22 protein-coding genes are annotated in these 25,232 nt (G+C 60.0%); 14 read left to right on the forward strand and 8 right to left on the reverse strand.

Annotated features, from left to right (window positions below):
* Positions 1 to 230: 230 nt before the first annotated feature.
* Complete coding sequence (gcvP, locus tag ABD937_RS05760; protein WP_345254128.1) at positions 231 to 3,146, reverse strand: aminomethyl-transferring glycine dehydrogenase; 2,916 nt, start codon at positions 3,144 to 3,146, stop codon at positions 231 to 233.
* A gap of 289 nt (positions 3,147 to 3,435) precedes the next feature.
* Between gcvP and ABD937_RS05765 the strand changes: the two genes are divergently transcribed.
* Entirely contained in the window at positions 3,436 to 3,909 is a 474-nt protein-coding gene (locus tag ABD937_RS05765; RefSeq protein ID WP_345254130.1) for a hemerythrin domain-containing protein, read from the forward strand.
* Between the two features lie 35 nt (positions 3,910 to 3,944).
* Here the strand turns inward: ABD937_RS05765 and ABD937_RS05770 are convergent, their stop codons facing one another.
* The 5 genes from ABD937_RS05770 to ABD937_RS05790 all read right to left on the reverse strand — a co-directional run bounded on the left by ABD937_RS05770 (position 3,945) and on the right by ABD937_RS05790 (position 12,584).
* Positions 3,945 to 7,226 carry a carboxypeptidase regulatory-like domain-containing protein gene (locus ABD937_RS05770; protein WP_345254131.1) on the reverse strand — a complete coding sequence of 1,094 codons (3,282 nt, stop codon included), beginning with the start codon at positions 7,224 to 7,226 and terminating at the stop codon, positions 3,945 to 3,947.
* A 157-nt stretch (positions 7,227 to 7,383) separates the two neighbouring features.
* Positions 7,384 to 9,864, reverse strand: coding sequence for a TonB-dependent receptor (locus ABD937_RS05775; protein WP_345254132.1), 2,481 nt, complete (start codon positions 9,862 to 9,864; stop codon positions 7,384 to 7,386).
* 49 nt (positions 9,865 to 9,913) lie between these two features.
* Positions 9,914 to 10,660: a class I SAM-dependent methyltransferase gene (locus tag ABD937_RS05780; RefSeq protein ID WP_345254133.1), complete on the reverse strand. Its 747-nt coding sequence runs from the start codon at positions 10,658 to 10,660 to the stop codon at positions 9,914 to 9,916.
* Between the two features lie 60 nt (positions 10,661 to 10,720).
* On the reverse strand, positions 10,721 to 11,371 hold the full coding sequence (gene rpe / locus ABD937_RS05785; RefSeq protein ID WP_345254134.1) for a ribulose-phosphate 3-epimerase: 651 nt from the start codon (positions 11,369 to 11,371) through the stop codon (positions 10,721 to 10,723).
* Positions 11,372 to 11,612: 241 nt separating this feature from the next.
* Entirely contained in the window at positions 11,613 to 12,584 is a 972-nt protein-coding gene (locus tag ABD937_RS05790; protein WP_345254135.1) for a tetratricopeptide repeat protein, read from the reverse strand.
* Positions 12,585 to 12,658: 74 nt separating this feature from the next.
* On the opposite strand from ABD937_RS05790, the gene ABD937_RS05795 reads away from it, so the two are divergent.
* From ABD937_RS05795 to ABD937_RS05805, 3 genes are all read left to right on the forward strand, one after another.
* Positions 12,659 to 13,726: a TolB family protein gene (locus tag ABD937_RS05795; RefSeq protein WP_345254136.1), complete on the forward strand. Its 1,068-nt coding sequence runs from the start codon at positions 12,659 to 12,661 to the stop codon at positions 13,724 to 13,726.
* Between the two features lie 310 nt (positions 13,727 to 14,036).
* The gene (locus ABD937_RS05800; RefSeq protein ID WP_345254137.1) at positions 14,037 to 14,786 is read left to right on the forward strand and encodes a M12 family metallo-peptidase; all 750 of its coding nucleotides are present in this window, start codon (positions 14,037 to 14,039) and stop codon (positions 14,784 to 14,786) included.
* 165 nt (positions 14,787 to 14,951) lie between these two features.
* Entirely contained in the window at positions 14,952 to 15,404 is a 453-nt protein-coding gene (locus tag ABD937_RS05805) for a hypothetical protein (RefSeq protein ID WP_345254138.1), read from the forward strand.
* Positions 15,405 to 15,566: 162 nt separating this feature from the next.
* Here ABD937_RS05805 and ABD937_RS05810 read toward each other — a convergent pair whose 3' ends face one another.
* Positions 15,567 to 16,061, reverse strand: a complete 495-nt coding sequence (locus ABD937_RS05810) for a metallophosphoesterase family protein (RefSeq protein ID WP_345254139.1) — start codon at positions 16,059 to 16,061, stop codon at positions 15,567 to 15,569.
* A gap of 262 nt (positions 16,062 to 16,323) precedes the next feature.
* Here ABD937_RS05810 and ABD937_RS05815 point away from each other — a divergent pair, with 262 nt between their 5' ends.
* Positions 16,324 to 17,481, forward strand: coding sequence for a homogentisate 1,2-dioxygenase (locus tag ABD937_RS05815; protein WP_345254140.1), 1,158 nt, complete (start codon positions 16,324 to 16,326; stop codon positions 17,479 to 17,481).
* A gap of 57 nt (positions 17,482 to 17,538) precedes the next feature.
* Here the strand turns inward: ABD937_RS05815 and ABD937_RS05820 are convergent, their stop codons facing one another.
* Positions 17,539 to 19,128 (reverse strand): DUF6770 family protein, encoded by a 1,590-nt coding sequence (locus tag ABD937_RS05820; RefSeq protein ID WP_345254141.1) that lies wholly within the window; start codon positions 19,126 to 19,128, stop codon positions 17,539 to 17,541.
* Positions 19,129 to 19,248: 120 nt separating this feature from the next.
* Here ABD937_RS05820 and ABD937_RS05825 point away from each other — a divergent pair, with 120 nt between their 5' ends.
* The 9 genes from ABD937_RS05825 to ABD937_RS05865 all read left to right on the forward strand — a co-directional run bounded on the left by ABD937_RS05825 (position 19,249) and on the right by ABD937_RS05865 (position 25,074).
* Positions 19,249 to 19,659 carry a hypothetical protein gene (locus ABD937_RS05825; protein WP_345254142.1) on the forward strand — a complete coding sequence of 137 codons (411 nt, stop codon included), beginning with the start codon at positions 19,249 to 19,251 and terminating at the stop codon, positions 19,657 to 19,659.
* A 104-nt stretch (positions 19,660 to 19,763) separates the two neighbouring features.
* Positions 19,764 to 19,982 (forward strand): translation initiation factor IF-1, encoded by a 219-nt coding sequence (infA, locus tag ABD937_RS05830; protein ID WP_026752042.1) that lies wholly within the window; start codon positions 19,764 to 19,766, stop codon positions 19,980 to 19,982.
* Positions 19,983 to 20,026: 44 nt separating this feature from the next.
* On the forward strand, positions 20,027 to 20,143 hold the full coding sequence (gene ykgO / locus ABD937_RS05835; RefSeq protein WP_345254168.1) for a type B 50S ribosomal protein L36: 117 nt from the start codon (positions 20,027 to 20,029) through the stop codon (positions 20,141 to 20,143).
* 48 nt (positions 20,144 to 20,191) lie between these two features.
* Positions 20,192 to 20,572 carry a 30S ribosomal protein S13 gene (gene rpsM / locus ABD937_RS05840; protein WP_345254170.1) on the forward strand — a complete coding sequence of 127 codons (381 nt, stop codon included), beginning with the start codon at positions 20,192 to 20,194 and terminating at the stop codon, positions 20,570 to 20,572.
* 243 nt (positions 20,573 to 20,815) lie between these two features.
* Positions 20,816 to 21,226 carry a 30S ribosomal protein S11 gene (gene rpsK, locus ABD937_RS05845; RefSeq protein WP_345254172.1) on the forward strand — a complete coding sequence of 137 codons (411 nt, stop codon included), beginning with the start codon at positions 20,816 to 20,818 and terminating at the stop codon, positions 21,224 to 21,226.
* A gap of 161 nt (positions 21,227 to 21,387) precedes the next feature.
* The gene (gene rpsD / locus ABD937_RS05850) at positions 21,388 to 21,993 is read left to right on the forward strand and encodes a 30S ribosomal protein S4 (RefSeq protein WP_345254173.1); all 606 of its coding nucleotides are present in this window, start codon (positions 21,388 to 21,390) and stop codon (positions 21,991 to 21,993) included.
* Between the two features lie 157 nt (positions 21,994 to 22,150).
* Positions 22,151 to 23,152 (forward strand): DNA-directed RNA polymerase subunit alpha, encoded by a 1,002-nt coding sequence (locus ABD937_RS05855; RefSeq protein ID WP_345254174.1) that lies wholly within the window; start codon positions 22,151 to 22,153, stop codon positions 23,150 to 23,152.
* Between the two features lie 161 nt (positions 23,153 to 23,313).
* Positions 23,314 to 23,844, forward strand: coding sequence for a 50S ribosomal protein L17 (gene rplQ / locus ABD937_RS05860; protein ID WP_345254175.1), 531 nt, complete (start codon positions 23,314 to 23,316; stop codon positions 23,842 to 23,844).
* 276 nt (positions 23,845 to 24,120) lie between these two features.
* Complete coding sequence (locus tag ABD937_RS05865) at positions 24,121 to 25,074, forward strand: DUF2167 domain-containing protein (RefSeq protein ID WP_345254177.1); 954 nt, start codon at positions 24,121 to 24,123, stop codon at positions 25,072 to 25,074.
* Positions 25,075 to 25,232 lie beyond the last annotated feature (158 nt).

Genomic DNA, 25,232 nt, shown 5'->3' on the forward strand with positions numbered 1-25,232 from the left:
AGACGCTTTAGATGCGTATTTCAATTTTCCTTTTCTATTCTTAGCGAATCCCTTAGCCTCTTCTTTTCTTAGCGGTAAACAAACACTTCTTCTCCTTCGGCCTGCCTTGCATTGACGCCACCATCGTGCGATCGGTCGGCTTTGGTCCCTGAATCTTAAATCCGAAATCTCACATCTGACATAAAAAAAAGGTCCCCGAAGGGACCTCTCATTGGGCAAGCTTTCCATCGTTACGCCTGTTCGGCATACATTTCCGTAGGCAGGCACACGCACACGAGGTTGCGGTCGCCGTAGGTGTTGTTGACGCGGGCTACGGACGGCCAGAACTTGTTGGCCTTTACCGCCGGGTGCGGGAACGCTGCTACCTCGCGGCTGTACGGGCGGTTCCACTCGTCGGAGCACACCATCGCCTGTGTATGCGGAGCATGTTTGAGTACGTTGTCCTTCTTGTCGGCGGTGCCTTCTTCGATGAGGGCGATCTCGCTCCGGATACCCAGCAGCGCATCGCAGAAGCGGTCGAGCTCGGCCTTGTCCTCGCTCTCTGTGGGCTCGATCATGATCGTGCCCGGCACCGGGAACGACATCGTAGGTGCGTGGAAGCCGTAGTCGATGAGGCGCTTGGCCACGTCTTCCGCTTCCACCTCGGCGCTCTTCTTGAACGGACGCAGGTCCACGATGAACTCGTGGGCGCACTGGCCGCTGTGGTTGGTATAGAGAATCTCGAACTGGCCTTTGAGGCGCGCCAGCATGTAGTTGGCATTCAGGATTGCGTATTCGGTGGCCTTGCGCACGCCCTCGCGGCCCAGCATGCGGATGTAGCCGTAGGAGATGAGCAGGATGGAGGCGGAGCCGTACTCGGCAGCCGATACGGCGCCGCGTCCCTTGAAGTCGCCTTCGTCGACGCCCATCGCGGAGCCGTTGCCGAACGATTCCACGTGGCCCGGCAGGTGCGGCGCCAGGTGCGCCTTCACGCAGATGGGGCCCATGCCGGGACCGCCGCCGCCGTGCGGGATGGCGAAGGTCTTGTGCAGGTTGAGGTGGCACACGTCGGCGCCGATAAGCCCGGGGGCCGTAAGACCTACCTGGGCGTTCATATTGGCGCCGTCCATATACACCTGGCCTCCGTTTTCATGCACGATCTGCGTGATCTCGGTCACGGTTTCTTCGTACACGCCATAGGTGGAGGGATAGGTGATCATGATGCCGGCAAGGTTGGCGCTGTGCTGGGCCGCCTTGGCCTTCAGGTCATCCACGTCGATGTAGCCGTTTTCGAGGGCCTTCACCACCACTACCTGCATGCCGCACATGACGGCGGTGGCGGGGTTGGTGCCGTGGGCGGAAATCGGGATCAGCATCACGTTGCGGTGGCCTTCCCCATTGGCTTCGTGGAAGCGCTTGATGGTGAGCAGACCGGCGTATTCGCCCTGGGCGCCCGAGTTGGGCTGCAGGCTGCAGGCGTCGAACGCGGTGATCTCGCAGAGGTAGCGGCTCAGCTCGCGTACGAGGTAGCCGTAGCCCTCGGCCTGGCGGGCGGGTGCAAAGGGGTGGATCTTGCTCCAATGTGCCCAGGAGAGCGGCATCATCTCGGCCGCGGCGTTCAGCTTCATGGTGCAGGAGCCCAGCGGGATCATGCCGTGCACGAGCGAATAGTCCTTGCTCTCCAGGCTGCGCATGTAGCGCATCATCTTCGTTTCGCTGTGGTGCGTGTTGAATACGGGATGCGTCAGGAACTCCGAGGTGCGGGTGAGCGACGTGGGGATGATGTCGATCGATCCTTCGTGCTCCACCTGGAAGGATACGGCGGCGCCGTCGTCGCCGGTGAACAGGCGGAGGAGGTCCAGCAGGTCGGAGGGAGCCGTGGTCTCGTCGAGCGCGATGCCCACAAGGTTGGAGCCCGTGAAGTAGCGGAAGTTGACCCCGGCAGCTTCGGCCTTCTCGCGAAGGGCGGCCACGTCGGGCACCTTCAGTACCACGGTGTCGAAGAAGTATTGGTTGAGCAGCTCGAAGCCGCGCTCCTCGAGCGCGTTGGCGAGCGTCTGGGCCAGCAGGGCGGTGCGCTTGGCGATGTTGCGCAGGCCGTCGGGGCCGTGGAAAACGGCGTACATGGCCGCCATATTGGCCAGCAGGGCCTGTGCGGTGCAGATATTGGAGGTCGCTTTTTCGCGCTTGATGTGCTGCTCGCGGGTCTGGAGCGCCATACGGAGCGCGCGGTTGCCCTGCGCATCGATGCTGACGCCGATGATGCGGCCTGGGATGTTGCGCTTGAAGTCGTCCTTGGCAGCGAAGAAGGCCGCATGCGGCCCGCCGAAGCCGAGCGGAACGCCGAAGCGCTGGGCCGAGCCGAGGGCGCAGTCGGCGCCGAGCTCTCCGGGGGAAGTGAGGAGCGTCAGGGCCAGCAGGTCGGTCGCCATGGCTACGTAGGCACCGGCGGAATGGGCTTGCTGGATGAAGGCGCGGTAGTCTTCCACGGAGCCCTTGTCGTTGGGGTACTGGATGAGGGCGCCGAAGTAGGAGCCGTCGAGCTCCGTGTTGCGGTAGTCGCCGAACACCACCTCGATGCCGATGGGCTGGGCACGGGTGAGCACCACGTCCTTCGTTTGCGGGAAGGTCTCTTCGTCTACGAAGAACCTGGGACGCGTGATGGAGTTGATGTCTTTGTTGAGCATATTGAAGAACATGCTCATGGCCTCCGCGGCGGCAGTGCCTTCGTCGAGGAGGGAGGCGTTGGCGAGGGGGAGGCCCGTAAGATCGCTCACCATCGTCTGGAAGTTGAGCAGGCTCTCGAGGCGGCCCTGTGCGATCTCGGCCTGGTAGGGAGTGTATTGCGTGTACCAGGCGGGGTTCTCGAAGAGGTTGCGCCCGATCACCGGCGGGGTGATGGTGTCGTAATAGCCCTGCCCGATATAGGTCCGGAATACCTGGTTCTTCAGTGAGATCTCCTTGACGTGCTGGAGGTACTCGTGCTCGCTCATCGCGGGCGGCAGGTCCAGACCTTGTTGCATGCGGATACCGGCGGGTACGGTCTTGTCGACGAGGTCGTCGATGCTCGGGGCACCGATGGTGCGCAGCATCTCGATGGTTTCCGCGTGGCTCGGACCGATATGCCGCTGGTGGAATTCATTCGCTTGGGCTTCGAAAAGGCTCATGAAATAGATTTATGAGCCGCAAAGTTAGGTGAATATAGGGGTCAGAAGCGGCCGGTGGAAAGGTTTGGGCTTTTGTTGATAAACCGTCTTTTTGTTCAAGGTTTTGGAGGGTTTCGGGAGGTTTTGATAGTTTTTGTATGGTTGCCTTTTCCAACGACTTGAGCTTGTCGAAACCTGACCTTCCAAAACCTTCCAAAACCTCCCCAAACCGGTCAGAATCCTTCAAAACCTTTTCCGAAACCTGTCAAAACTCATCAAAACCTGTCGAAACCGATTCTAGCTTTGCGCCATGGCCCCCATTAAACGCTCCCCGCAGCTCGCGCCGCTCTCCCGAGAGCACCACGAAGGATTACTGATCGTCTGGAAGATCCGCCAGGGACTGGCAAAAGGCATCGAGACGGCGCGCATCGGTGCTTACCTGCAATGGGCCTGGGAGAACGACCTCGAAGCCCATTTTCGGCGCGAGGAAGAAGCATTCGCCCGCTTTGTGCCCGGTGAGCCGCTGCTGGCCCGCATGCAGGAAGAACACGAGACGATCGAAGGCCTGCTGCACGTCAACGCGCAGATCGCCGATCCCGCGCTGCTCGACGAGATCGCCAACCTGCTTAACCATCACATTCGCTTCGAGGAGCGGACTTTGTTCCCGGCCATCGAGCGACAACTATCCCCGGAGCAGTTGGATGCGTTGCATGCCCAACTCGAGTCGGAGCCCAGGAAGGAGTGCGGTGCCTGGGCCGACGAGTTCTGGGTGCGGATACATTAGGAAAGTCCGGTTCACAGGGTCCGCCTCCTGCGCACCTACTTGCCGAAGGTGATGACCAAGGCGTCGGTCACCTTGCGTTCTTCGTCGGCATCCTTCTTCCGGCGGCCCAGTTCCACTACTTTCTCAAAGCGCTCCTCGTTGGGGCGTCCCCAGTTCTTGTATGCCTGCACGAAGATCTTGGAGCTTGCCCTTGTCTCGACCCGGCTGTCGGAATAGTAGATAAGGTCAAGATGGTAGCTTCCGGGCGGCGCTTTTTTCAGGTAGTACATCTCCGGCCCGAAGCCGTCCGTGGCGTCGTTGCTCAGGAAGCCTCCGGAGCGGGTCTTGGGGTGTGCGTAACTGCATTCTTCACCCGAGGGCTCGCGCAGGTGCAGGTCAACGTCGGTATTGTCGGTGTTCCAGGTGATCACCACCATCAGGTCTGCTTCCTGGCTGTCTACACCTTCGCTCTTCAGGAAGGCGCGGAGCTCGCTCATGCGCTGCCGTGTAAAGGCCGTGTCCCGCACGCTTTCCGGCTTCAGGCTATTGAGGAAGCGCAGGTAGCCCATAGCGGTGATGAGGTCGAAACCGTCGAAGCGGCTGTCCCATTTCGTATGAAAGGCAATGTCGTAATACACGAGTGCGAGCTCCGTCCGTCCCATTTTTTGCAGCGCGCCGGCAAGCAGCGCGTAGGTGGCCGGCTCTGCAGGGCGCATCTCGAGCACCTGCCGCAGCAACTGGTAGGATTTTGCCTCCAGCTGCCAGCTGTCGAGCGTGAACGCTACGTCGCGAAGCAGGTTGAGATCCTCGCGGTTGCTTTCGGCAGCGGTGCTGAGCAACGTGAAGGCCTCGCCGCTTCCCAGCCGTCTTTTCTCGCGCCGCGTAGCGGCAAGCAGCTCCTGGTAGTCGGGGCTTTGCTGCTGCAGGGTCTGCACGGTGCCGGGCAGCCAGCTGGCCGAGGTCACGTTTCGAACAAGCACCGGTGCTACCTGCACCTCGAAAGCATCCCCGGGCAGCGCCGCGATGTATCGGTAAAAAGCCGTGTCGGGCTCGAAGTTCAGCAGCCGGTCGCGTTTCATCCGTTCGATCCAGGATACGAGTGCCGCCTTGGCGCTCGCGAGTGTAGGTGTTGCGGCCTCGGCGCGAAGTACCGCGTCTACAAGTCCGGTAACGGGGTTGGCCAGTATAAACGCGGCCGAGTGGCTGCTGTCTAGCCCGAAGCGCCGGTACAGGCTTTCATTTTCGAGCATGACGAAGGAGCAGGACTTGCCCGCCACATCGTAGTAGGACGAGTAATGCTGTGTTGCTTTTTCGGTTTGAAATGCAAACTCCTCCAGCTGCTCCACGGCCACCTGTCCATAGATGCGTGTACTGAGTGCAGAGGGTAGCCGCTTCACCGGGTCGATACGCCACTCGCGTTTCCGGTCGCCTTGCTGAAGCGTCAGCATAAGGGCAGCCCCCGGGGCGAGGCGGCCCCTTGCGCTCACCAGTAGCTTTTGTCCGGGGTAGATGTTGTAAGGGCGTCCGGCAATAAGCACGTCGCTAAGTCCTTCGCCACCGACGCCGGTGATCCGCCAGGGCTCCGACCGGATTGCACGGGCTGCAAAATCGACTTCCTCCTCGTTGAGCACCGAGAAAACGGCCCCGCCGGTCTGTCGGCTCAGGAGGTCGAGCAGGCGTGTGTCGGTGCCGGAAAGCCCCGTGGTGAATGCAAACACCTGGTTGCCGGCCGGAAGCAATGCGGCGAGGCGATAGCCATTCTGCTCGCCCCAGCTCGCATCGCCATCGCTGAGCAGAAAGAGGCTTCGCGGGCCGGGCTTGTTGCGTAGCCATTGCGGCGCGCCCGCTTCCCGGAGGGCGCCTCCGATATCGGTGGCTCCCACGAGGCTCAGTCCGTCAGCGAAGTCGAGAAAGTCGCCCAGGTTCTTATCGTTGTTCCGGCTGTAGTAGGGCCGCCACCAGTAGGTCTGCACGTTGAAGCAAAGCACGGCAAACTGGCGGATGCTGTTGCGGTTCTGGCGCAGGATGCTTTCCACCGTCTTTAGCCAAATGTTGAACTTGTCGGGCTGGCTGCTCCACGACACGTCCAGTAGAAATACGGCGTCGGCGGGCCGGGTGGCAGCACTGCCTTCGGACAGGTCGGGCACATAGGAGAGGGCCGTATAGGCATCTGCGCCGGCTTTTTCTAAAAGTACGGGCCCGCCCATGCTGACCGAAAGGCGGAGCGCCGACGCGGAAAACCCGTCTGTATGATACCGCCAGCTTCCCGCGGCTCCGGCGTCTGCCGCGAGCGCAGGCTCCAGTTGCGGCCGGCCGGCGGCGCCGTTGATACTCACATCCACCCTCGGGCGCAGGGATTTATACGGGAGCGACAACTCGAGCAGCCCTTCATAGCCGGATTGCAGCAGGTTGATGTCGTAGCCTACCACCACGTGGTGCAGGCGGCCGGGCTCCAGCGGGTATACGCTGCAGGCGAAGACATCAGCGCCTGCCCATTCAACAAGCGCCGGGTCTACCTGCCCGCGCACCACCTCTCCGAATGCATAGGCGGCCTTTTCCTTTGGCGCCACGCGGGCTTCGAGCAACTTGCTGCCGTAGGTGCGGCGCAAGGCGCGGATCGTATCCTTGTGCAGATCGAGCGGAGTACGGCGGTCGTAGTGGAGGGTAGGGGCTGCGGGTACTTCGGTGCCGCGCAGCTTTACCTCGGTTCCTCCGAAGGCCAGGTAGCAGGGGCTCGCGCCATTCGGCAGCTTCAGGCGAAACGATCCGCGCAGTCGCTTCTTGCGGTCGTTGTAAAAGTAATAGTCGAACAGCACGCGGGCCCTGAATCCGTCTACCTGCACCGCCACCTGCACGCTGCGCAACGGCAGCTGGTCTTTTTCACCCACGGCAAGGCGCACGCTGTTTTCCTCGAGCCCCGACCTTTTCCAGGTGCGGAGCGGCTTGCCCGGATCCCCCTCTTCTGTCCGCACCTTGGCGGTGGAGTAGCCAAGTTCTTTGGTCCGTCGTGCCTGGCCAAGCGAAGTGACCACTACCTCGTTCAGCATTTCGTAGGCGCCGCGTTTCAACGTGATCTGGAGTGTGCGTTGGTGGGCAACGGCAACGGTTGCGGGCTCATAGCCGGCTGCAGTTGCATTGAGGCGGGCTGTGGGTGCCACGCGGATCCGGAAGTTGCCGTTGGCATCGGCCGTTACCGCATTGCGCGTCCCTGTTTCCGTGATGGTGGCAAAAGGAATTCCATTGCCTTGATCGTCGCGTACCTGTCCGTTTACCTCGATCGTTTGTGCGTGGATGCCAGCCGCCCATAGCAGGAGCAGCGCCAAAAGAAATAGTCTCATGTGCGGGGATTTGCGTGAAAGGAAAGGCGCTGACGGCGCCCGGGAAAGGTGCTGGGTTCCGGTTAGCGGCCGGCGCAGCTTGCAAGCGCGCGGTTACTCTTGAGGCAAGAGGAACGGTCGAAATGCTGCACGAGCGGCAAATAACCTGGTATTCGGGTCACCAGCGTGCGATGATCTTGAAGTTGAGGAGTCGCGGCGTCAGCCGGTTCGGCATCGTGAAGGTGTTGCCTTCGAAATCTTTCACCAGCAGGTAGGAGATCGTGTTTGGCCGGTCGATGAGGTTGAAGACTTCTAACGAAGCCCAGATGTTCTCGAAGTTGCGGAAGGGGCTGTGGCTCCGACGCTTCGCCTTGTCGCCGTCGAGCAGCAGCGCGCTGAAGCCGATGTCGACCCGGAGGTAGGGCTGGATGAACAGCGCGTTGCGGTACTTCACGCTCCCCGGAATATTGTAGGGCAGGTTGGTGCCGTAGATGGTATTGAGGTACACCTTGAAGTTCTTGTTCGTGGCCAGGTAGTCCTGGAAGAACAAGCCTACGGTCAGGAGGCGGTCCGTCGGGCGGCGGAGCCAGCCGCCTTCCACGGTGCTGCTGTCGATGGGCTGCTTCAGCGAATCCAGCGTATACACTTTGTAGGTGTCGCCCTCAAGGTTTTCGCGGGTGCGCATGAGGCCGATCGAGAGCCAGCTCTCGGCGTCTTTCACGATCTCGCCGAAGAGGCGCATCTCGAGCCCCGCGGCATAAGCCTTCGCGCTGTTTTCGCCGAAATAGCGTACCCGTACATTGTCGATATCGTAAGGCACCACGTTGGTCAGGTGCTTGTAGTAGCCCTCTATCGTAAGGCGGAGCGGCCGGCCGAGGCCCATGAAGTTGTAGTCGAGCCCGGCCACGGCCTGGAGGCTGCGTTGGGCTTTGAGGTCGCGGTTCACGGTGCCGTCGTAGCGGCGCAGCTCACGGTAGAAGGGCGGCTGGTGGTAGGCACCCACCGCCGCGCGGAAGATGATGTCCTTTTTCCAGGCCGGCTTCCACGAAGCCCCGAGGCGCGGGCTTACCAGCAGTTCCCCGTTGAGGTCGTTGTAGTTGAAGCGTACGCCCGCCTGCACCGTATAAGTACGGGCCCCGTTGCGGAATGCGAGGTTGTCTTGCAGGTAGCCGCTGAAGCGGTTCACATCGAGGCGGGCCGTGTTGCGGAGCACTTTGTTGAGCGCCAGCAGCGTGGGGCTGTAGGGCAGCGAGTATCCGGCGGAGTCCTGGTATTCCCACTCGTGCAGCCGGTCGGAGATCTTCGTGCGGTCGTAGACGAGGCCCCACTGCCACTGGTGGCGGCCGGCGTCGAGTGCCCCCTTGTGCGAAATATTGTCGTTCGTGATGTCGAGGCGGTTGCGCGCAAAGTCCTGCGAGATACCGGCGCCGAGCGGGTTGACGATGAGCCCGAAGGTGGCGCTGTTGGGATCGAAGTCGCGGTCGCCAAACAGGTAGGCTCCCGAGATGTCGCGGTTCTCCCACTCCTGGTTGCGGAAGCGCGAGGCGAGCAGCTTGAGGCGCAGGTTCTTTCGGGGCTGCCAGGTGGTGGCGAGGCCCGTCATGCCGGTGTTGTACTGGTCTTTCTCCCGTCCTTCGAAATAGATATCAACGCCCAGGTTGGACGTAAAGAGCGGCGAGAACACCGAGCTCGTGAGCTGACTGAAAGCAGGCACCAGCGAGAACCGCGTCTGCGAAAAATTGACCAGCACTTCCGAGCTCCACATCGCGTTCCATTGGTAGGTAAACAAGCCCTGAACGTCGTTGGAGGCAGGAGTATAGGCGCCCTGCGTTTCCTGCCGGCTGAGGAGGTTGCGGTTGGAGCGGTTGCGCAGGCCAAGCAGGTAGGTGAAGCGCTCGCGGGCACCGCTGCCCTCCACGTGCACGCCTTGCTCGAGGAGGCCCACGTAGGCCGAGCCGGCGAAGGCTTTGGGCTTGTTGTACTGGATGTCGAGCACCGAGCTCATTTTATCGCCGTAGCGGGCCTGGAAGCCCCCGTTGTAAAAGGAGATGTTGCGTACGAGCGCGGGGTTGATGAACGACAATCCTTCCTGCTGCCCGCTGCGTACGAGGTAGGGGCGGAAGATCTCGAAATCGTTTACGTAAATGAGGTTCTCGTCGTAGGAGCCGCCGCGCACGTTGTATTGCGAGGTAAGCTCGTTGCTCGAGCCTACGAACACCTTGATGAGGCTTTCGACGCCGGTAACGGGCGTGGGCAGGTTGATGACGTTCTTTGGGTTGGGCCGGATGAGTCCCGCTTCGGTGCGCTCCCGCGCGTCCTGCACCACCACCTCACCGAGCACCGTGGCGCCGGGCTCCAGGCGCACGGTCACCGAGTCGCGCTCGCCTTCGTTGAGGAGGAAGTTCTGCTGGTAGGAGCGGTAGCCGCTGTAGGTGAACACGAGGGCGAAGGCACGGTCGGCGGGCACCTGCAGGCGAAAGGTGCCCGAGTCGCCGGTGCGGATGCCTTGCTGACGCCCGAGTACCGTCACCGATACGTTGGCGAGGCGGCGCTCCTGTTCATCGAGCACGGTGCCGCTGACCGTGGCCATCTTGCGCTGCGCGCCTGCAAGGAGGGTGCTGAAGAGGAAAAGCAGCAGGAGGGCGGCGGCACGAAGCATGGGCGTCACGGGAATTTGGCGCCTAAAATAACGTATTGACGGCAATGCCTTATTTCTGTACGTACCCGGCCTTGAGGTAGAGCGGGAAGCGGACCTCCAGCGATCGGCCGTTGGGGAAAACGCCGGCCAGCAGGTCTGCCACCCCGTCCACCGGCGAATGGCCGTGCGTCCGGATGTATTTCTGCGTGGCCGACCAGGAGCCGAAATAGCCGAGCAGCTCAGCGCGGGTCCACCGGAATACCGATTCGAAGCGGGCGGTTTCCACGCCGGCGAAGCTGAATTCAAGATCGGCATAGTCGTTGTCGACATGCGCCCGCTCGGGCTCCCAGTACGGGCCGGTGACGTTGTAGTAGAAATCGTTGATTATTGTGTTCACGGCGGGGTCGGCGGTCTTCGGCAATTGATACGACCAGCAGGCAACCAGCGCGCCGTTGCGCCCTACGCGCTTCATCTCGGCGCAGAAGCGTGTCGCATCGATCCAATGAAAGGCCTGCGCCATTGTAACCAAGTCGAAGTGGTCATCAGGAAAAGGTGTTTCCTCGGCGCGGGAAAGTGCATAGTCGATATTCGGCTTCCGGACCGCCTGGTCCAGCTGTGCGGGCGAGATGTCGATCGCCGCTACTGCTTCGAAGTGCTCCGCCAGCGCGCCCGCCGCCTGCCCGTTGCCGGTGGCGCAATCGAGCGCGTGCCCGCGGTGCGGCACCCGCTCCAGCAGCCACGCATAAAGCTCAGGCGGGTAGGTGGGGCGGTAACGGGCATAGTCGGCCGCCTGCTTCGAAAAAAGGTCTTTTCCCATAGCTGATCTGAAAAGGGCAGGAGGCGTTGCCGAGGAACCGTTCCCCTAATGCCTGCTGACTTATCCAAGGTTCTTGAGCGCCTGTATCGTGGCGGTGGGGTCGGCCGCGCGGAACACCGTATTGCCGGCCACCAGCACGTCGGCTCCGGCGGCTACGATCGCCGGCGCATTTTCCAGGGTCACGCCGCCGTCGATCTCGATGTGTATGTTCAGTCCGGCCTCATCGATCATCCGGCGCAGCGTGCGGATCTTTTCCAGCGTGCGGGGGATGAAGGCCTGTCCGCCGAAGCCGGGGTTGACGCTCATGAGGCATACGAGGTCGATGTCTTCGAGCACGTCCTGCAGCAGCTCCACGCGCGTATGCGGGTTGACGGCCACGCCGGCCTTCATGCCGAGGGATTTGATCTGCTGGATGTTGCGGTGCAGGTGGGTGCAGGCTTCGAGGTGCACGGTGAGGATGTCGGCGCCGGCTTTTGCAAAGGCTTCGGTATAGCGCTCGGGCTCCAGGATCATCAGGTGCACGTCGCACACCTTTTTCGTGGCTTTGCGGATGTGCTCGATCACCGGCAGGCCGAAGGAAAGATTCGGTACAAAGCGGCCGTCCATCACATCGAGGTGAAACCAGTCGGCGGCACTGTCGTTGAGCATCCGGCAATCGTCTTCAAGGCGGAGGAAGTTGGCGGAGAGGAGGGAAGGGGCGATGAGGGGCATGCGCAAAAATAGGAATATCGAATATCGAACACGGAATATCGGATATCGAACACTGAATGTTGAATATCGAATAAGGAATATCGAATGTTGGTGGGCCCACTAGCCCACGGCACCAGCCCATGGCTTCAGCCATGGGATCGGAAAACAATAGAACAGGGAATAAGGAACAGGGAACAGCGAAATAGCTGCCGCAACTAAACCTTCCAAAACCTTTAAAACCTCTAAAACCCAAAAAACCTTCTTAGAGCCGGTCTGCTGCCGCCTTCGCTTCCGCGTTCGTTTTATCAAGCCCGTAGGCACGCTGGTAATTGATCTTCGCTTCGGCGTTGTTGCCCATCGCTTCGAGGCTCTTGCCGATCCAGAAATACGCATCGGCGAAGGTGGGCGTGATCCTGATCGCCAGCTGAAAAGCCTGCAGCGCAGGCGCATACTGCTTTTGCGCATAGAGCAGCTGCCCCTTCTCCATATGCGCGTCGAGGAAGTTGTAGTCGTGGGCGATAGCCTCGTCGAGCAGCGCAAGCGCCTGGGCCGACTCACTCCGGCCTTCGTGGTACAGCGCCTTGAAATAATAGGGCTCCGCGTGGATCTTCAGGCTGTCGGCCCGGATGAGGGAGTCCGACAACGAAAGCGCTTTCGGGTTGCCGGCCTGGGCATAGGAAAAGGCGAGGCTGTGCGCGAGCTCGGCGTCGAAGGGCGCATATCCGTAGGCCTGCTCCAGCGTCCGGATGGCGTCCGCATCCTGTCCGCCCTCTTTCTGCAGCTCCGACTTGAGTACGAGTGCGTCGAGCGCGTTGGGATAGCGGCGGATCACGGAGTCGCAGAGCGCCAACGCGTTTGCCGGCTGTCCCTTGCCGCGGTAGGCTTTGGCGAGCGCGATGCTGATGGCCACGCTCCCGGGAACGCGCCGGTGCGCGCCTTCGAGGAAGTGGAGGGCAGAGTCGGAAGATTTTTTTTCGAGGACGGTAGCGATGCTGAGGGCGAAGTCCTCGCGCGGGAGCAGGCCCCAGGCGCGGGTGATATCGGTGCGGGCCAGCTCGGTCTCGCCGTTTTCGAAGAGCAACTGTCCGCGCCGGTAAAACAACTCGGGCTCGCCCGGCTTCTGGCGGATGCTGTCGGTAAGCGCGCGGTACGGCGGCTCCTCGAGCAGCGACGGCTCGTTGGAAGCGCAGGAAGCAAGCAGCACGAGCGTCAAAAAGAAAAGGACATTCCTCATCATCCTCAAAACTAAAGTTCCGCGGCACGCGACGCGTAACTTTATCGTTCTTTGGAAAATCTTAACCCCTGCTTATGAAGAACACGTTGATGACTGCCGCCTGCAGTTTCTTGCTGATACTATCGGCCGCCGCGCAGTTGGGCCCCGATACGCTCCGTTACCCCGAGGAGCGGCACTTCCGTAATGTGCGGCAGCTCACCTTCGGCGCCGACAATGCAGAGGACTACTGGAGCCCCGACGGCAAGCACATCGTGTTCCAGCGTACCGCGCCGGCCGACGGCGTCGCCTGCGACCAGATCTTCGTGGGGGGCGTGCCTGCGCCCGGCGAAGCGTTCACGTATCAGATGGTCAGTACCGGCAAGGGGCGTACGACCTGCGGCTTCTTTATGAAGAACAGCGAGCAGGTGGTATACGCCTCCACACATGGCGGGGCCGACAGCTGCCCACCGCCGCCTGACCGCAGCAAATACGGCAACCGCTACATCTGGCCCGTATATGCGAGCTACGACATTTACCTCGCCGGTCTCGATGGCCGCATCGTGAAACAGCTTACCGAAACACCGGGCTACGACGCCGAGGCCACGATCTCGCCCGACGGACGTAAGATGATCTTTACCTCGATGCGCGACGGCGACCTGGACCTTTACGTGATGGACCTGCGCACCTTCAAGACGAAGCGCGTCACGCATACGCTGGGCTACGACGGCGGCGCCTGGTTCAGTCCCGACGGCAAACGGATCGTATGGCGTGCCAGCCGTCCGAAAACGGAAGCTGAAATCAAGGAGTACCAGGAGCTGCTGCGCGACGGCATGGTAGCGCCTACACGGATGGAGGTGTTCGTGGCCGATGCCGACGGCGGCAACGCGCGCCAGGTGACGGAGCTGGGGCAGGCGAACTGGGCGCCTAACTTCACCCCCGATGGACGCATCATCTTCTGCAGCAACCACGAGTACCCACGCGGTTTTCCCTTCAACATGTACCTGCTGGATGCGGCGGGCAAGCCGGAGAAGATCTCGCGCGACAAGGGTTTCGACGCCTTCCCGATGTTCAGCCCCGACGGGAAGCGGATCCTCTTCAGCTCCAACCGCAACAACGGCGGCACGCGTGCCACCAACCTGTTCCTTGCCGACTGGGTAGAGTAAGGCGCGTGAGGCGTGAAGCGTCAGGCGTGCGCAGAAAACTCTTATGGGCGGTGGGTCTCCAAGTACCGACGCTGCGCAATACTTTCCGTTTAAGCGCGAAGCGATTCATTCGTGCATGACCTCGAATGGCCTGTTCCAGCGTACACAATTTCATAGGCCTTCTTACGCAGGAGATACGATGAGCACGCCTGCTGTTGTAAAGCGCCTGCTCCTCACGCCTGACGCCTCCCGACAAACGGCAGCCCTGGAGATTTTGCCCGCCAAGCTGTGCAATGGAACAGAATTTGCTGGTGCAGCACAAAGCGAACCCATGAAAAAGATCCTGCTTTCCCTGACCCTGGTAACCCTACTTGCGGCCTGTAAGAAGAGCGACCGCAACAACGGCACTTCCAGCGATGGCCCGATCGACGATCGAAACACGGGCCGCGCGGCCAATGCGCTTCTGTCGGCCGGCACCTATACGTCTCTGCAGGTGGAGATCTCCTATATGCCTGGATATGCACCTGATGCCGGCGCGCTGAGCCGGCTCAATACGTTCCTGCAGGCCCGCCTCAACAAGCCCGGGGGCATTACGGTCACGACGCGCGCCATCCCCGCAGCCTCCAACGCCGTGCTATCGGTGAGCGACCTCGCGGCCATCGAAGGAGCCAACCGCACGGCGCGCTCCTCGGGCAGCACCGCCACGATCCACATCCTGTACACCAACGGATCCTACACCGAATCCAATGTGCTGGGCGTGGCCTACCGCGGCACGGCTGTGGCCCTCTTCGGAAAGAAGATCCACGACAACTCCGGCGGCGTGGGGCAGGCAAGCCGCACGAAGCTCGAGGCCACCGTGCTGGAGCACGAGATCGGGCACCTGCTTGGGCTTGTCGACATTGGCACGCCCATGCAAACGCCCCACAAGGACCCCGGCGGGTCGGCGCACTGCAACAACCAGAATTGCCTCATGTACTATGCCGCCGAAACCACCGACATCCTCGGCCTCCTCGTCACCGGCTCCGTGCCCTCCCTCGACGCGGCCTGCATCAACGACCTGCGGGGCAACGGCGGGCGATAGATCTCAGATCTCGGATCGCAGCTATGGGATCTAGCTAAGTCCACCATTAAGCGGGTTTTACCCACCGCCGTCGCATTCGCGTTGCGCCGGCAGATCACAGATCCGAGATCATCGATCTGAGATCTTGGTAAACCCGTAGCTTTGGCCCCAAACCGAAATCACGTTATGTATAACGGAATGCTCCATGCCCACAGCGGACTCCGGTGGGTGGTCCTGATCCTGCTCCTGCTCGCTATTTTCCGACACGCTACAGCCGGCGATAAGCCCTATGGCCGCAAGAATGGCCTCCTGCTTACCATCTCCGCCGACATCATGCTCCTGATCGGGCTGTACCTCTGGTTTACCAGCCCCACCTATGGGCTCAGCTACATCCAGGGCGCGAAGCCCGAGATCGCTGAATTGAAGCGCCGGATGTCGTTCCAGACCTTCGAGCACTCGTTCGGGATGCTGGTGGCGATCGCCTTGCTGCACATCGGAAAAGCACAGGGCAAGAAGAATATCCCCGATGCCCGGAAGCACCGCAAGGCCCTGATGTTTTACGTGATCGCCCTGCTGATCATGCTCGCGTCCATCCCCTGGCCCTTCCTCACCGTCGGTGAAGGCCGCGGCTGGTTTTAAGTCGGACCAAGAGGGTAAGATTTGTTTACCGCCAAGAAAAGAAGAAGCTAAGGTATTCGCTAAGGATACCGTTCTGAAGGGCCACGCGTAGCGTGGCCCTTTTCTTGGCGCAACCACCTAGCCCCTTTTTTCTTGGCGGTAAAAAACACCTGTTTGCCTTGTCTACCTGCTGCCTAGTTCGATCACTTCAAGATCTTGGATCTGATCGCCGTCGATCGAAAACCGGAGCAGCGTGCGCACCGTGTGCCAGCCCTGCCGGCCGGCGGCGCCGGGGTTCATGTGGAGGCAGTTGATCTTCGGATCGTAGACCACTTTGAGGATATGTGAGTGCCCGCTGATGAAGAGCCGGGCGCCCTCCTGCGCGAGCGCGTTCTTCACTCCCGGCGCATAGCGGCCCGGGTAGCCGCCGATATGCTTCATATACACCCGCACGCCTTCACAGTTCCAGCACAAAACCTCGGGATAGTGTTGCCGGATGTCGCGGCCGTCGATATTGCCGTACACGCCGCGTACCGGGCGCCCGTCGCCCTGCAGCAGTTCCGATACGCCGGGGCCGAAGTCGCCGGCATGCCAGAGCTCGTCGCAGCCTTCGAAATGGCGCCACACCTGCTCGTCGAGCCAGCCGTGGGTGTCGGAAAAGAGTCCGATTCGGGTCATGGGGGCAAGGTAGGGCAGGGGGAAGAGAAGGAACGCGGATCGCTACGGTTTTTATGATTTGCGGGGGTATTACATGGTTTCAGGTACAGCCAGATCGATCAGCTTCAGGGAATGCGAAACCGGACTATCGCACAAGGTGATCTGCGCTCATCGTATGCATCATAAAAAAATCTGCGTTCTTTCTCTCCTCCCAAGCTCAGCCCCGTCATTCCCCCGCAAGCCGTTACATTTGTTGGGCGGCCCAAAAGCCGCCCACGATTGTATGCCTTATTACCATAAGCTGGGGAGCGTACCGCAGAAGCGCCACACGCAGTTCCGCAAGCCCGACGGCGGCCTTTATTCCGAGCAGCTCTTCTCTACCGAGGGCTTCTCCAACGACTACTCGCTGCTCTACCACGTGCACCCGCCTACGAAGATCATCAAGGTGGAAAAGCCGCAGGATGTGTCGCCGCAGATCGCCGAGGAGAAGATGCTGCAGCACCGCTCCTTCGAAGGCTTTCATGTAAAGCCCGCCGCCGACTACCTCGAAAGCCGCGTGCCCGTGCTGGTCAATAACGACCTCCACATCGTGCTCGCCGCGCCCAAAGAAGGCAATAAGGACTACTTCTTCAAGAACACCGATGCCGACGAGATGATCTTCGTGCACGAGGGCTCCGGCACGCTCCGCACGCCCTACGGGCAGCTCGACTTCGCATACGGCGACTACCTCGTGATCCCGCGCGGCACCATCTACCAGATCGATTTCAAAACGGAGAACAACCGCCTCTTCATCGTGGAATCGTTCAGCCCCATCCGCTTCCCGAAGCGCTACCAGAGTAAATACGGGCAGCTCCTCGAGCATTCGCCCTTCTGCGAGCGCGACCTCCGCGTACCGCATGGCCTCGAGACCTTCGACGAGACGGGCGACTTCATCATCCGCGCGAAGAAGCGCGGCGTGCTGTACAACATCCACTACGGCACCCATCCCTTCGACGTAGTGGGCTGGGACGGCTGCTGCTATCCCTATGCCTTCTCCATCCACGACTTCGAGCCCATCACGGGCCGCGTGCACCAGCCGCCGCCGGTGCACCAGACCTTCGAAGCCCACAACTTCGTAGTGTGCTCTTTTGTGCCGCGCCTTTACGACTATCACCCGCAGGCCATCCCGGCACCGTATAACCACAGCAACATCGACTCCGACGAGGTGCTGTACTACGTGGACGGCGACTTTATGAGCCGCAAGAACGTGACGCGCGGCATGATCACGCTGCATCCGGCCGGCATCCCGCATGGCCCGCACCCGGGCACCGTCGAAAAGAGCATCGGGAAAACGGAAACAAAGGAGCTCGCCGTGATGGTGGATACCTTCCACCCGCTGATGCTCACGAAGCAGGCGCTCGAGATCGAGAACGACCACTACACCATGAGCTGGAGCGAGTAAGAAACACCCACTCCAGGAAAAAGGGACCGCAACGCGGTCCCTTTGTATTTCCGGCTCTTACTGCTCCAAAACGGGCTGCAGGGGCTCGAGGCGCAGTGCCAGGCGCCGCTCCTTCCGGAACACCTCGGCCACGAGCACCTGGTCGCCATTGGCGGGGTATACCCGCTGCCGGTCGGCCCGGGAGGGCAGGAGGGCCTTCTCGTGTATGACCAGTCCGTCGCGGTAGTGTAGCGACTGGAAGCTGGGGATCTTGTGGCTGCGGCTCTTTTCGTGTCCGAGGTAGCCGGTGCGAAACGAGGTGCGCCCGCTGCCGAGGCTGAAGCAGTAGTCGAAATAGCCCAGGGCCCGGATGCGGCGGGCATCGTTGTGCGGGCTCGAGAAGAGGCTGGAGGCGAAGCGGGCGATGTTGTTCTTTTTCTCAAAGATGCGGAAGCCGGTAAGCCGGAACTGGTCGTCGAACTGGAGCAGCGCCATGTCGGACACCACCATCTGCGTCAGCTTACCGGCCACGGGGCCGCCGGTAGACAGGGCGGTGGCGGCGCCCAGCGTGAGGGCGCTTGCCAGGATGCCGCCCGGGTTGGGCGACTTGTAATAGCCTTCGCCCGAGACCACGATGCGCCCGTCGGGCAGCTGGCGGATGTCGTGGTAATACAGGAAGCCGAGGCGGTCGATGTGGCCGTTGCTGACATCGATGTAGCGGCTGAAATCTTCCGCGTAGAAGTTGTACACCGTGCGCAGGGCCTTGCCTGTTTCATCGAGCTCCCACAGGGCGATGCCCATGCTGCGCGACGCGGTATACTTGTTCCTGCCGAGGAAGTGCGGCCCGATAACGAGCAGGTTGTTGCTCCCGGCTTTGCGGCCGGCGTACATGGGGTAGGTCTGGTAGCTGCTGTCGGCAAGGCGCGTCTCGTAGGCGGGCTGCCCGGTGCGGAGGCTCAGCGCCATCAGGAAGGACTCCGTTTTTGCGAAGAGCGCGCTGTTGCGCGTATGCGTTTCGAAGAGCGCCAGCGAGTCGGTCTGCCCCAGGTACTGGGCGCCGTGGGTGAGGTCGGTAACGGCAGCGGGAACGTAGCTCCAGGTGCGGTCTGCCGCCACGTCAAAGAACTGTACCTCGTAGCTGGCGCTGAAGGGGCCGCCGGTGGGGATAGTGGAGAGAAAGCCGCGGCCGGGCACGGGCACCAGGTAGGTGTTCTCCGAAGGGGCGCTCCCGCCGGGCGCTTTGAAGGCGGTGCGGAGGGTTTCGACGGTATTCCGCTCGAGAACCCTGGTGAACAGGGATACCGAGTCGGTGTCGGGCCGGAGCACGCGGTACTGGAGCTGTTTCGCCTTTGGATCGAAAAAGAGGAACATGAGCTCCTGCCCGTTATCGGCCGTTTCCACGAGGTGGAGGGCTTTCGTGCCGTCGAAGTGCAGGGTGCGGAGCGGCTTCAGGGCGGCATCGAGGAGCGCGAGCGCATATCGCTGGGTATCCTGATGCTGCTTTTCGGTCTCGTACAGAAAGTAATAGCCCCGGACGCTGTCGTGCCGGAGGAAGGCGCCGCTGTTGCGCAGGAGGAAGCCGGTTACGTCGGAGATCTCGTGGCGGGCCTGGGCACGGAGCAGGGCGGGGAGGAGCAGGAGGAGGGGGAGGAGGGCACGGCGGAACATGAGCGTTGTTTTGGAGGGCAGGAAGATAGCTCTTTCGGGGCTCAAGGGAAGGGGCGGGGTAACCCGCGGCCGGTATTTTCTGCCCGATTTCTGCTTATATTCGGAAAAACATAAGGCTATATGATCAAGATTTCGGATTTAAAGGCCGGAGATGTGGTCCGGGTATTACACGACGGCGAAGAGCGCGAGGGCATCGTAACCAACACGAGCCGCAACGAGAACCTCGCGTGTATCGATAACGGCATCCAGGAATTCTGGTACCCGCCCGAGCAGATCGTGCCCATTCCCATGTCGGAGGCCGCCCTTACCGGCATCCTCGGCTTCGAAAAGGAGCTGATGGAGAACGGCCAGGTAAAGTACAAGAAAGGGCCTTTCCGCATCCTGCTGCGCGAGCCGGGCAACTACACCAACCTGGAGATCTGGTACCGCGAGGACCATCGGCATTTCCACAACCCGCTGTACCTCCACGAGCTCCAGAACCACCACCTGGATATGACCAAAATGACCCTCGAGCGGGGCGTTACGCATTGATTTTTGCCTATTTTTAAGAAAATTCAGCAAGAGAGAGCCGTATTCTGCGGCTCTTTTTTCTTTTTTCCACATAAAGATCATATCTTTGCGCTCCCAAAATCTGTATGTCGAAGCAGCCACTTATCAAACAGGACGGAGTTATTTTAGAAGCTTTATCCAACGCTATGTTCCGGGTAAAGCTGGAAAATGGCCATGAGATCCTCGCCACCATCTCCGGAAAGATGCGGATGCACTACATACGGATTCTTCCGGGTGATAAAGTGGGCGTGGAGATGAGTCCCTACGATCTTTCAAGGGGACGGATCATCTTCCGCTATAAATAAAACCATAGCGGCGGCGATGAGCCCACGCACAAACGTCAAACAAAATGAAAGTAAGAGCATCCATCAAAAAAAGAAGCGCCGACTGCAAGATCGTGCGCCGCAAGGGGAAACTGTTCGTGATCAACAAGAAGAATCCCCGATTCAAGCAGCGCCAGGGTTAATTCCGGCTTTGCATACCACATTCGTAAAAGTAAAACTGAACATACATTATGGCTCGTATTGCCGGTGTTGACTTACCCAAAAACAAAAGAGGCGAAATCGGCCTGACCTATATCTACGGTATCGGTCCCGCCACTGCCCGCTACATCCTCGACAAGGGGAATATCGACCGCTCCAAGCGTGTGAACGAGTGGAACGACGAAGAGCTGAACCACATCCGTACCTCGATCACCGAGGAGTTCAAGGTGGAAGGCCAGCTGCGCTCCGAGACCCAGATGGCCATCAAGCGCCTGCTGGATATCGCCTGCTACCGCGGCCTCCGTCACCGTAAAGGCCTGCCCGTTCGCGGTCAGCGCACCAAGACCAACTCCCGCACCCGCAAGGGCAAGCGTAAGACGGTTGCCGGTAAGAAGAAGGCTCCCAAGAAGTAAGATAACGAGCCCCGTGCTCTTCAGTCAAACTGCAAGCGTATCCCGCTTGCAGTTTGCTGCTTGAAACGCAGGGCCCATTATAGCACCCGTAATTACCGTTCCAAACGCTGGATCCCGATGGTGCCGGGGGAGGGTAGGAGCGGCCTTCGACAGGCCTTCGACAGGCTCAGGCTGACAATGGCCAGGGCTTTGAGAAGTAGCGACGAGGGACTTTTTTAAACACATAGATTACCTGTTTCAAACATGGCAAAAGCACAAAAGGCGCAACAATCGGCTAAGGCCGCCGCCAAGAAGCGCATCGTGAAGGTGGACGCCTACGGTGACGCGCACATCAACGCAACCTTCAACAACATCATCATCGCACTGACCAACAAGCATGGCCAGGTGATTTCCTGGAGCAGCGCCGGTAAAATGGGCTTCCGCGGTTCCAAGAAGAACACGCCCTATGCCGCCCAGATGGCTTCCAGCGACGCCGCTAAAGTAGCGATCGACGCAGGCGTGAAGCGTGTGGACGTATACGTGAAAGGCCCCGGTGCCGGTCGCGAAAGCGCCATCCGCGCCCTCGCCCAGAGCGGTATCGAAGTAGCGATGATCAAGGACGTGACCCCGCTGCCCCACAACGGCTGCCGTCCGCCCAAGAAGCGCCGCGTATAATGATCTACAGATGTCAGATCGCAGATCTTAGATCTGCGGTCTGACATCCTTACATATTTCTCCCGCCAGGGGCTTTCATTTAACTAAAGGGCGCCGCATTAATTTTTACCGCTTTCAACGATGCGACCGCCGGTTTCTAAAAAGCGGAAATGAAATAAACTATGGCACGTTACACTGGTCCCAAGACCAAAATCTCCCGCATTTTCGGGGAGCCCATCCTGGGCAATGGCAAATGGCTGAGCAAGAACTCCAACCCTCCCGGTCAGCACGGCGCACAGCGCAAGCGCAAGACCCTGGGTGAGTACGCCCTGCAGCTCCGCGAAAAGCAAAAGGCCAAGTACACTTACGGCCTGCTCGAAAAACAATTCCGCAAGACGTTTGACGAAGCAGCCCGCCGCAAAGGTGTTACAGGTGAAAACCTGATCAAGTTATTGGAAGCCCGTCTGGACAACACCGTTTTCCGTATGGGTATGTCTCCCTCCCGCCCCGGCGCCCGCCAGCTTGTGTCGCACAAGCACGTGACCGTGAACGGTATCGTAGTCAATGTTCCTTCCTACCAGCTGAAGCCCGGTGACGTGGTGGCGCTGAAGGACAAGTCGAAGGACAATGCTGCTGTTACCGCCCTCGTTCGCGGCAAGAACCCCAAGTACGGCTGGCTCGATTTCAATGAAACGTCCTTCACCGGCACGTTCATTACCTATCCCGAGCGTGAGAATGTTCCCGAGAACATCAAGGAGCAACTGATCGTCGAACTGTACTCGAAGTAATCAATAGACGGAGACGATGCTTGCATCGTCTTCCGTTTTTTATTTCCGGTCCGTTCGCTACCGTTTCCAACGCACCGCCCCCAGCCTGATTTAAGGACTGTTTTCTTGTCAGTCTGAGCGGAGCGAAGACTTGTTCAAACTCTAAAACCTGAAATACATGGCCATTTTAAATTTTCAGAAACCTGACAAGATCGTTCTTCAGAAAGTCACGGACTTCGAAGCGCAATTCGAGTTCCGTCCGCTGGAGCCGGGCTATGGCGTGACCGTGGGCAATGCCCTGCGCCGCGTGCTCCTGAGCTCCCTCGAAGGCTACGCCATCACCGGCGTACGCATTGAAGGCGTGGACCACGAGTTCGCCACGATCAAAGGTGTTTCTGAAGACGTGGTAGAGATCATCCTGAACCTGAAGCAGGTTCGCTTCAAGAAGATCGTCGACCACGAAGTGCAGTCCGAGAAGATCACCCTGTCGGTGAAGAACCGCACGGAGCTGACCGCCGGCATGCTGGGCGAGGGTACTTCCTCCTTCCAGATCATGAACCCGGAGCTGCTTATCTGCACCCTCGACAACAGCACGAAGCTGGACATCGAGCTCTCCATCGGCCGCGGCCGTGGCTACGTGCCCGCCGAAGAGAACCGCCCGAAGGATGCCGCCCTCGGCTTCATCCCGGTGGACGCGATCTACACCCCGATCAAGAACGTTAAGTACGCCATCGAGAATACCCGCGTGGAGCAGCGCACCGACTACGAGAAGCTCGTCATGGACGTGACCACCGACGGTACCATTCACCCGGAAGAGGCCGTGAAGCAAGCTTCGCGCATCCTGATCCAGCACCTCATGATCATCACCGATGAGAACATCACCTTCGATTCGAAAGAAGAGAAGAAGGAAGACATCGTGGACGAGCAGACGCTCCAGCTCCGCAAGGTGCTGAAGACCCCGCTGGAAGACCTCGACCTTTCCGTTCGTGCCTTCAACTGCCTCAAGGCGGCGAAGATCAACTCGCTCTCCGAGCTGGTGCAGTACGAGCAGGAAGACCTGATGAAGTTCCGCAACTTCGGCCAGAAGTCCCTCTCCGAGATCGAGCAGGTGCTCAACGAGCGCGGCCTCCACTTCGGCATGGACCTCTCCAAGCTGGGCCTCGACCGCGAAGAATATTAAACCCAATGTGCTAATGGGGTAATGTGCTAATGTGCTAATGATTCGCACATTGCCCTATTCTTCGATCTTCGGATCAGCACATTAGCATATCAACACATTAGCACATTAACAACGTAGGCTGCAATTCCTGACACGGTGCAGCTGAATTAAAACCAAATGTCATGCGTCACGGAGACAAGATCAAGAACCTGAGCAGAACCAAATCGCATCGCGATGCGCTTCTGATGAACCTCACCTGCCAGCTCATCGAGCACAAGCGTATCGTAACGACCCTGGCCAAGGCCAAGGCCCTGCGCGTTTACGCCGAGCCCCTGATCACGAAGGCGAAAGAAAACACCACGCACCAGCGTCGCGTTGTATTCTCCTACCTGCAGAACAAAGAGGCCATCAAGGAACTGTTCGGTACTGTAGCCGAGAAAGTGGCTGGCCGCCCCGGTGGCTACACCCGCATCATCAAGTTGGGCACCCGCCCCGGTGATGCCGCGGAGACCGCCCTCATCGAGCTCGTAGACTTCAACGAGATCTACGGTAAGGCAACCGCCAAGAAGGACGAGCCCGCCAAGCGCACCCGCCGCGCCGGTGGTGCCAAGAAGAAGGCCGCCGAGGCAGCACCCGCTGCCGAAGCGCAGGAGCAAGCCCCCGAGGCACCCGCAGCCGACGCTACGGAAGCTACGGAGCAGCAGCCTTCCTAAGCCCCGGCCCCCTGTCCCCCCAAGGGGGAACCTGGGGCGCACATTCTTTCGGATCGGTTACCTTCCTAAAGAGTATCATTTAGAAAGCCGATGCGCATTGCGCATCGGCTTTTTGTTTTGAGCTAGTCCTGTGAAAAGGCTGTGGAGATAAAAGCGGGATAAACCTGAGTTCTCCCGTTGGGTGACAGGGTGCTTAGAAAACGACGCCGTGTGCCGTCCAGCTCTGCCCTGTCTCGACTAATTCCCGTAGTTTTACAGATCAACTAAATACTGCATATGAGAACGCTTTGCCTCTCCGTACTCCTACTGGCGGCCCTTGTCGTGCGCGCCGGCGACCCCACTGACTCCCTCAAGCGCGAACAGGCGGCCATGGCCGAACAGCTCCGCGCCGTCGATTCGATCGAAAAGAGCCTCCATTACAAGACCGGTACCGTGGTCGTGGGCAGCAACCTTGCCACGCTCAACCTGCCGGCGGGCTTTAAGTTCCTCGATTCCACTGAGGCCCGCCTCATCATCGAAGACATCTGGGGCAACCCCAAAGGCCAGAAAGCGCTGGGCCTCATCGTGCCGGCCAATACAGGCGCCGTACTCGCCGACTACGCCTTCGTGGTGGAGTACGAGGCCATGGGCTTCGTGAAGGACGACGACGCCGACAAGATCAACTACGACGACCTCCTCATTGAGCTGAAGAAAGACGCGGTTGCCGGTAACGAGGAGCGCAAGCGCCTCGGCATGGAGTCGATGGACCTCGTGGGCTGGGCTGCCAAACCCTATTACAACAAGGAGCAGAAGATCCTCTACTGGGCCAAGGAATTCAAAGTCGAAGGGAAGGAGGAGAACACGCTCAACTACGATATCCGCGTACTCGGCCGCCGGGGCGTACTGGTGCTGCAGGCCGTTTCCGGCATGAGCCAGATCGATTCCGTAAACAAGCAGATCCCCTCGATCATCGCCATGGCGCAATTCAACCAGGGCGAGCGCTACGCAGACTTCGACTCCAAGACCGACGACATCGCCGCCTGGACCATCGGTGGTCTTGTAGCCGGTAAGGTGCTCGCCAAGGCGGGATTCTTCGCCGTCATCATGAAGTTTCTGAAGTTCATCATCGCGGGCGTCGTACTCGCCGGCGGCGCGATCTTCCGTTTCTTCACCGGCCGGAAAAAGCAGGAGGAAGAGCCTGCATACGAGCCGGCCACTCCCGCCGTACCGCAGGAGGAGCCCGCCCAATAAGGCCTCCTTTTTTGCAGCTCAACACTATAGTAAGAGCCGATGCGCAACGCGCATCGGCTCTTTTGTTTTGATCTCGTCCTGTGGGAAGGCTGTAGAGATAAAAGCGGGATAAACTAAGTTCTCCCTTGGGAAGACAGGGGCCGGTCCTATATTTGCGC

The organism is Flaviaestuariibacter amylovorans (assembly GCF_039541815.1).
GTDB lineage: Bacteria > Bacteroidota > Bacteroidia > Chitinophagales > Chitinophagaceae > Flavisolibacter > Flavisolibacter amylovorans.

Excerpts from the sequence above, each read along its gene's own strand:
- ABD937_RS05820 (WP_345254141.1), bottom strand. The coding sequence starts at position 19,128 with ATGTTCCGCCGTGCCCTCCTCCCCCTCCTCCTGCTCCTCCCCGCCCTG.
- ABD937_RS05770 (WP_345254131.1), bottom strand. The coding sequence starts at position 7,226 with ATGAGACTATTTCTTTTGGCGCTGCTCCTGCTATGGGCGGCTGGCATC.
- ABD937_RS05765 (WP_345254130.1), top strand. The coding sequence starts at position 3,436 with ATGGCCCCCATTAAACGCTCCCCGCAGCTCGCGCCGCTCTCCCGAGAG.
- ABD937_RS05825 (WP_345254142.1), top strand. The coding sequence starts at position 19,249 with ATGATCAAGATTTCGGATTTAAAGGCCGGAGATGTGGTCCGGGTATTA.
- ABD937_RS05780 (WP_345254133.1), bottom strand. The coding sequence starts at position 10,660 with ATGGGAAAAGACCTTTTTTCGAAGCAGGCGGCCGACTATGCCCGTTAC.
- rplQ (WP_345254175.1), top strand. The coding sequence starts at position 23,314 with ATGCGTCACGGAGACAAGATCAAGAACCTGAGCAGAACCAAATCGCAT.
- ABD937_RS05790 (WP_345254135.1), bottom strand. The coding sequence starts at position 12,584 with ATGAGGAATGTCCTTTTCTTTTTGACGCTCGTGCTGCTTGCTTCCTGC.
- rpsD (WP_345254173.1), top strand. The coding sequence starts at position 21,388 with ATGGCACGTTACACTGGTCCCAAGACCAAAATCTCCCGCATTTTCGGG.
- ABD937_RS05805 (WP_345254138.1), top strand. The coding sequence starts at position 14,952 with ATGTATAACGGAATGCTCCATGCCCACAGCGGACTCCGGTGGGTGGTC.
- ABD937_RS05865 (WP_345254177.1), top strand. The coding sequence starts at position 24,121 with ATGAGAACGCTTTGCCTCTCCGTACTCCTACTGGCGGCCCTTGTCGTG.
- rpsK (WP_345254172.1), top strand. The coding sequence starts at position 20,816 with ATGGCAAAAGCACAAAAGGCGCAACAATCGGCTAAGGCCGCCGCCAAG.
- ABD937_RS05800 (WP_345254137.1), top strand. The coding sequence starts at position 14,037 with ATGAAAAAGATCCTGCTTTCCCTGACCCTGGTAACCCTACTTGCGGCC.
- ABD937_RS05815 (WP_345254140.1), top strand. The coding sequence starts at position 16,324 with ATGCCTTATTACCATAAGCTGGGGAGCGTACCGCAGAAGCGCCACACG.
- infA (WP_026752042.1), top strand. The coding sequence starts at position 19,764 with ATGTCGAAGCAGCCACTTATCAAACAGGACGGAGTTATTTTAGAAGCT.
- ABD937_RS05810 (WP_345254139.1), bottom strand. The coding sequence starts at position 16,061 with ATGACCCGAATCGGACTCTTTTCCGACACCCACGGCTGGCTCGACGAG.
- ABD937_RS05795 (WP_345254136.1), top strand. The coding sequence starts at position 12,659 with ATGAAGAACACGTTGATGACTGCCGCCTGCAGTTTCTTGCTGATACTA.
- ABD937_RS05775 (WP_345254132.1), bottom strand. The coding sequence starts at position 9,864 with ATGCTTCGTGCCGCCGCCCTCCTGCTGCTTTTCCTCTTCAGCACCCTC.
- gcvP (WP_345254128.1), bottom strand. The coding sequence starts at position 3,146 with ATGAGCCTTTTCGAAGCCCAAGCGAATGAATTCCACCAGCGGCATATC.
- rpsM (WP_345254170.1), top strand. The coding sequence starts at position 20,192 with ATGGCTCGTATTGCCGGTGTTGACTTACCCAAAAACAAAAGAGGCGAA.
- ykgO (WP_345254168.1), top strand. The coding sequence starts at position 20,027 with ATGAAAGTAAGAGCATCCATCAAAAAAAGAAGCGCCGACTGCAAGATC.
- rpe (WP_345254134.1), bottom strand. The coding sequence starts at position 11,371 with ATGCCCCTCATCGCCCCTTCCCTCCTCTCCGCCAACTTCCTCCGCCTT.
- ABD937_RS05855 (WP_345254174.1), top strand. The coding sequence starts at position 22,151 with ATGGCCATTTTAAATTTTCAGAAACCTGACAAGATCGTTCTTCAGAAA.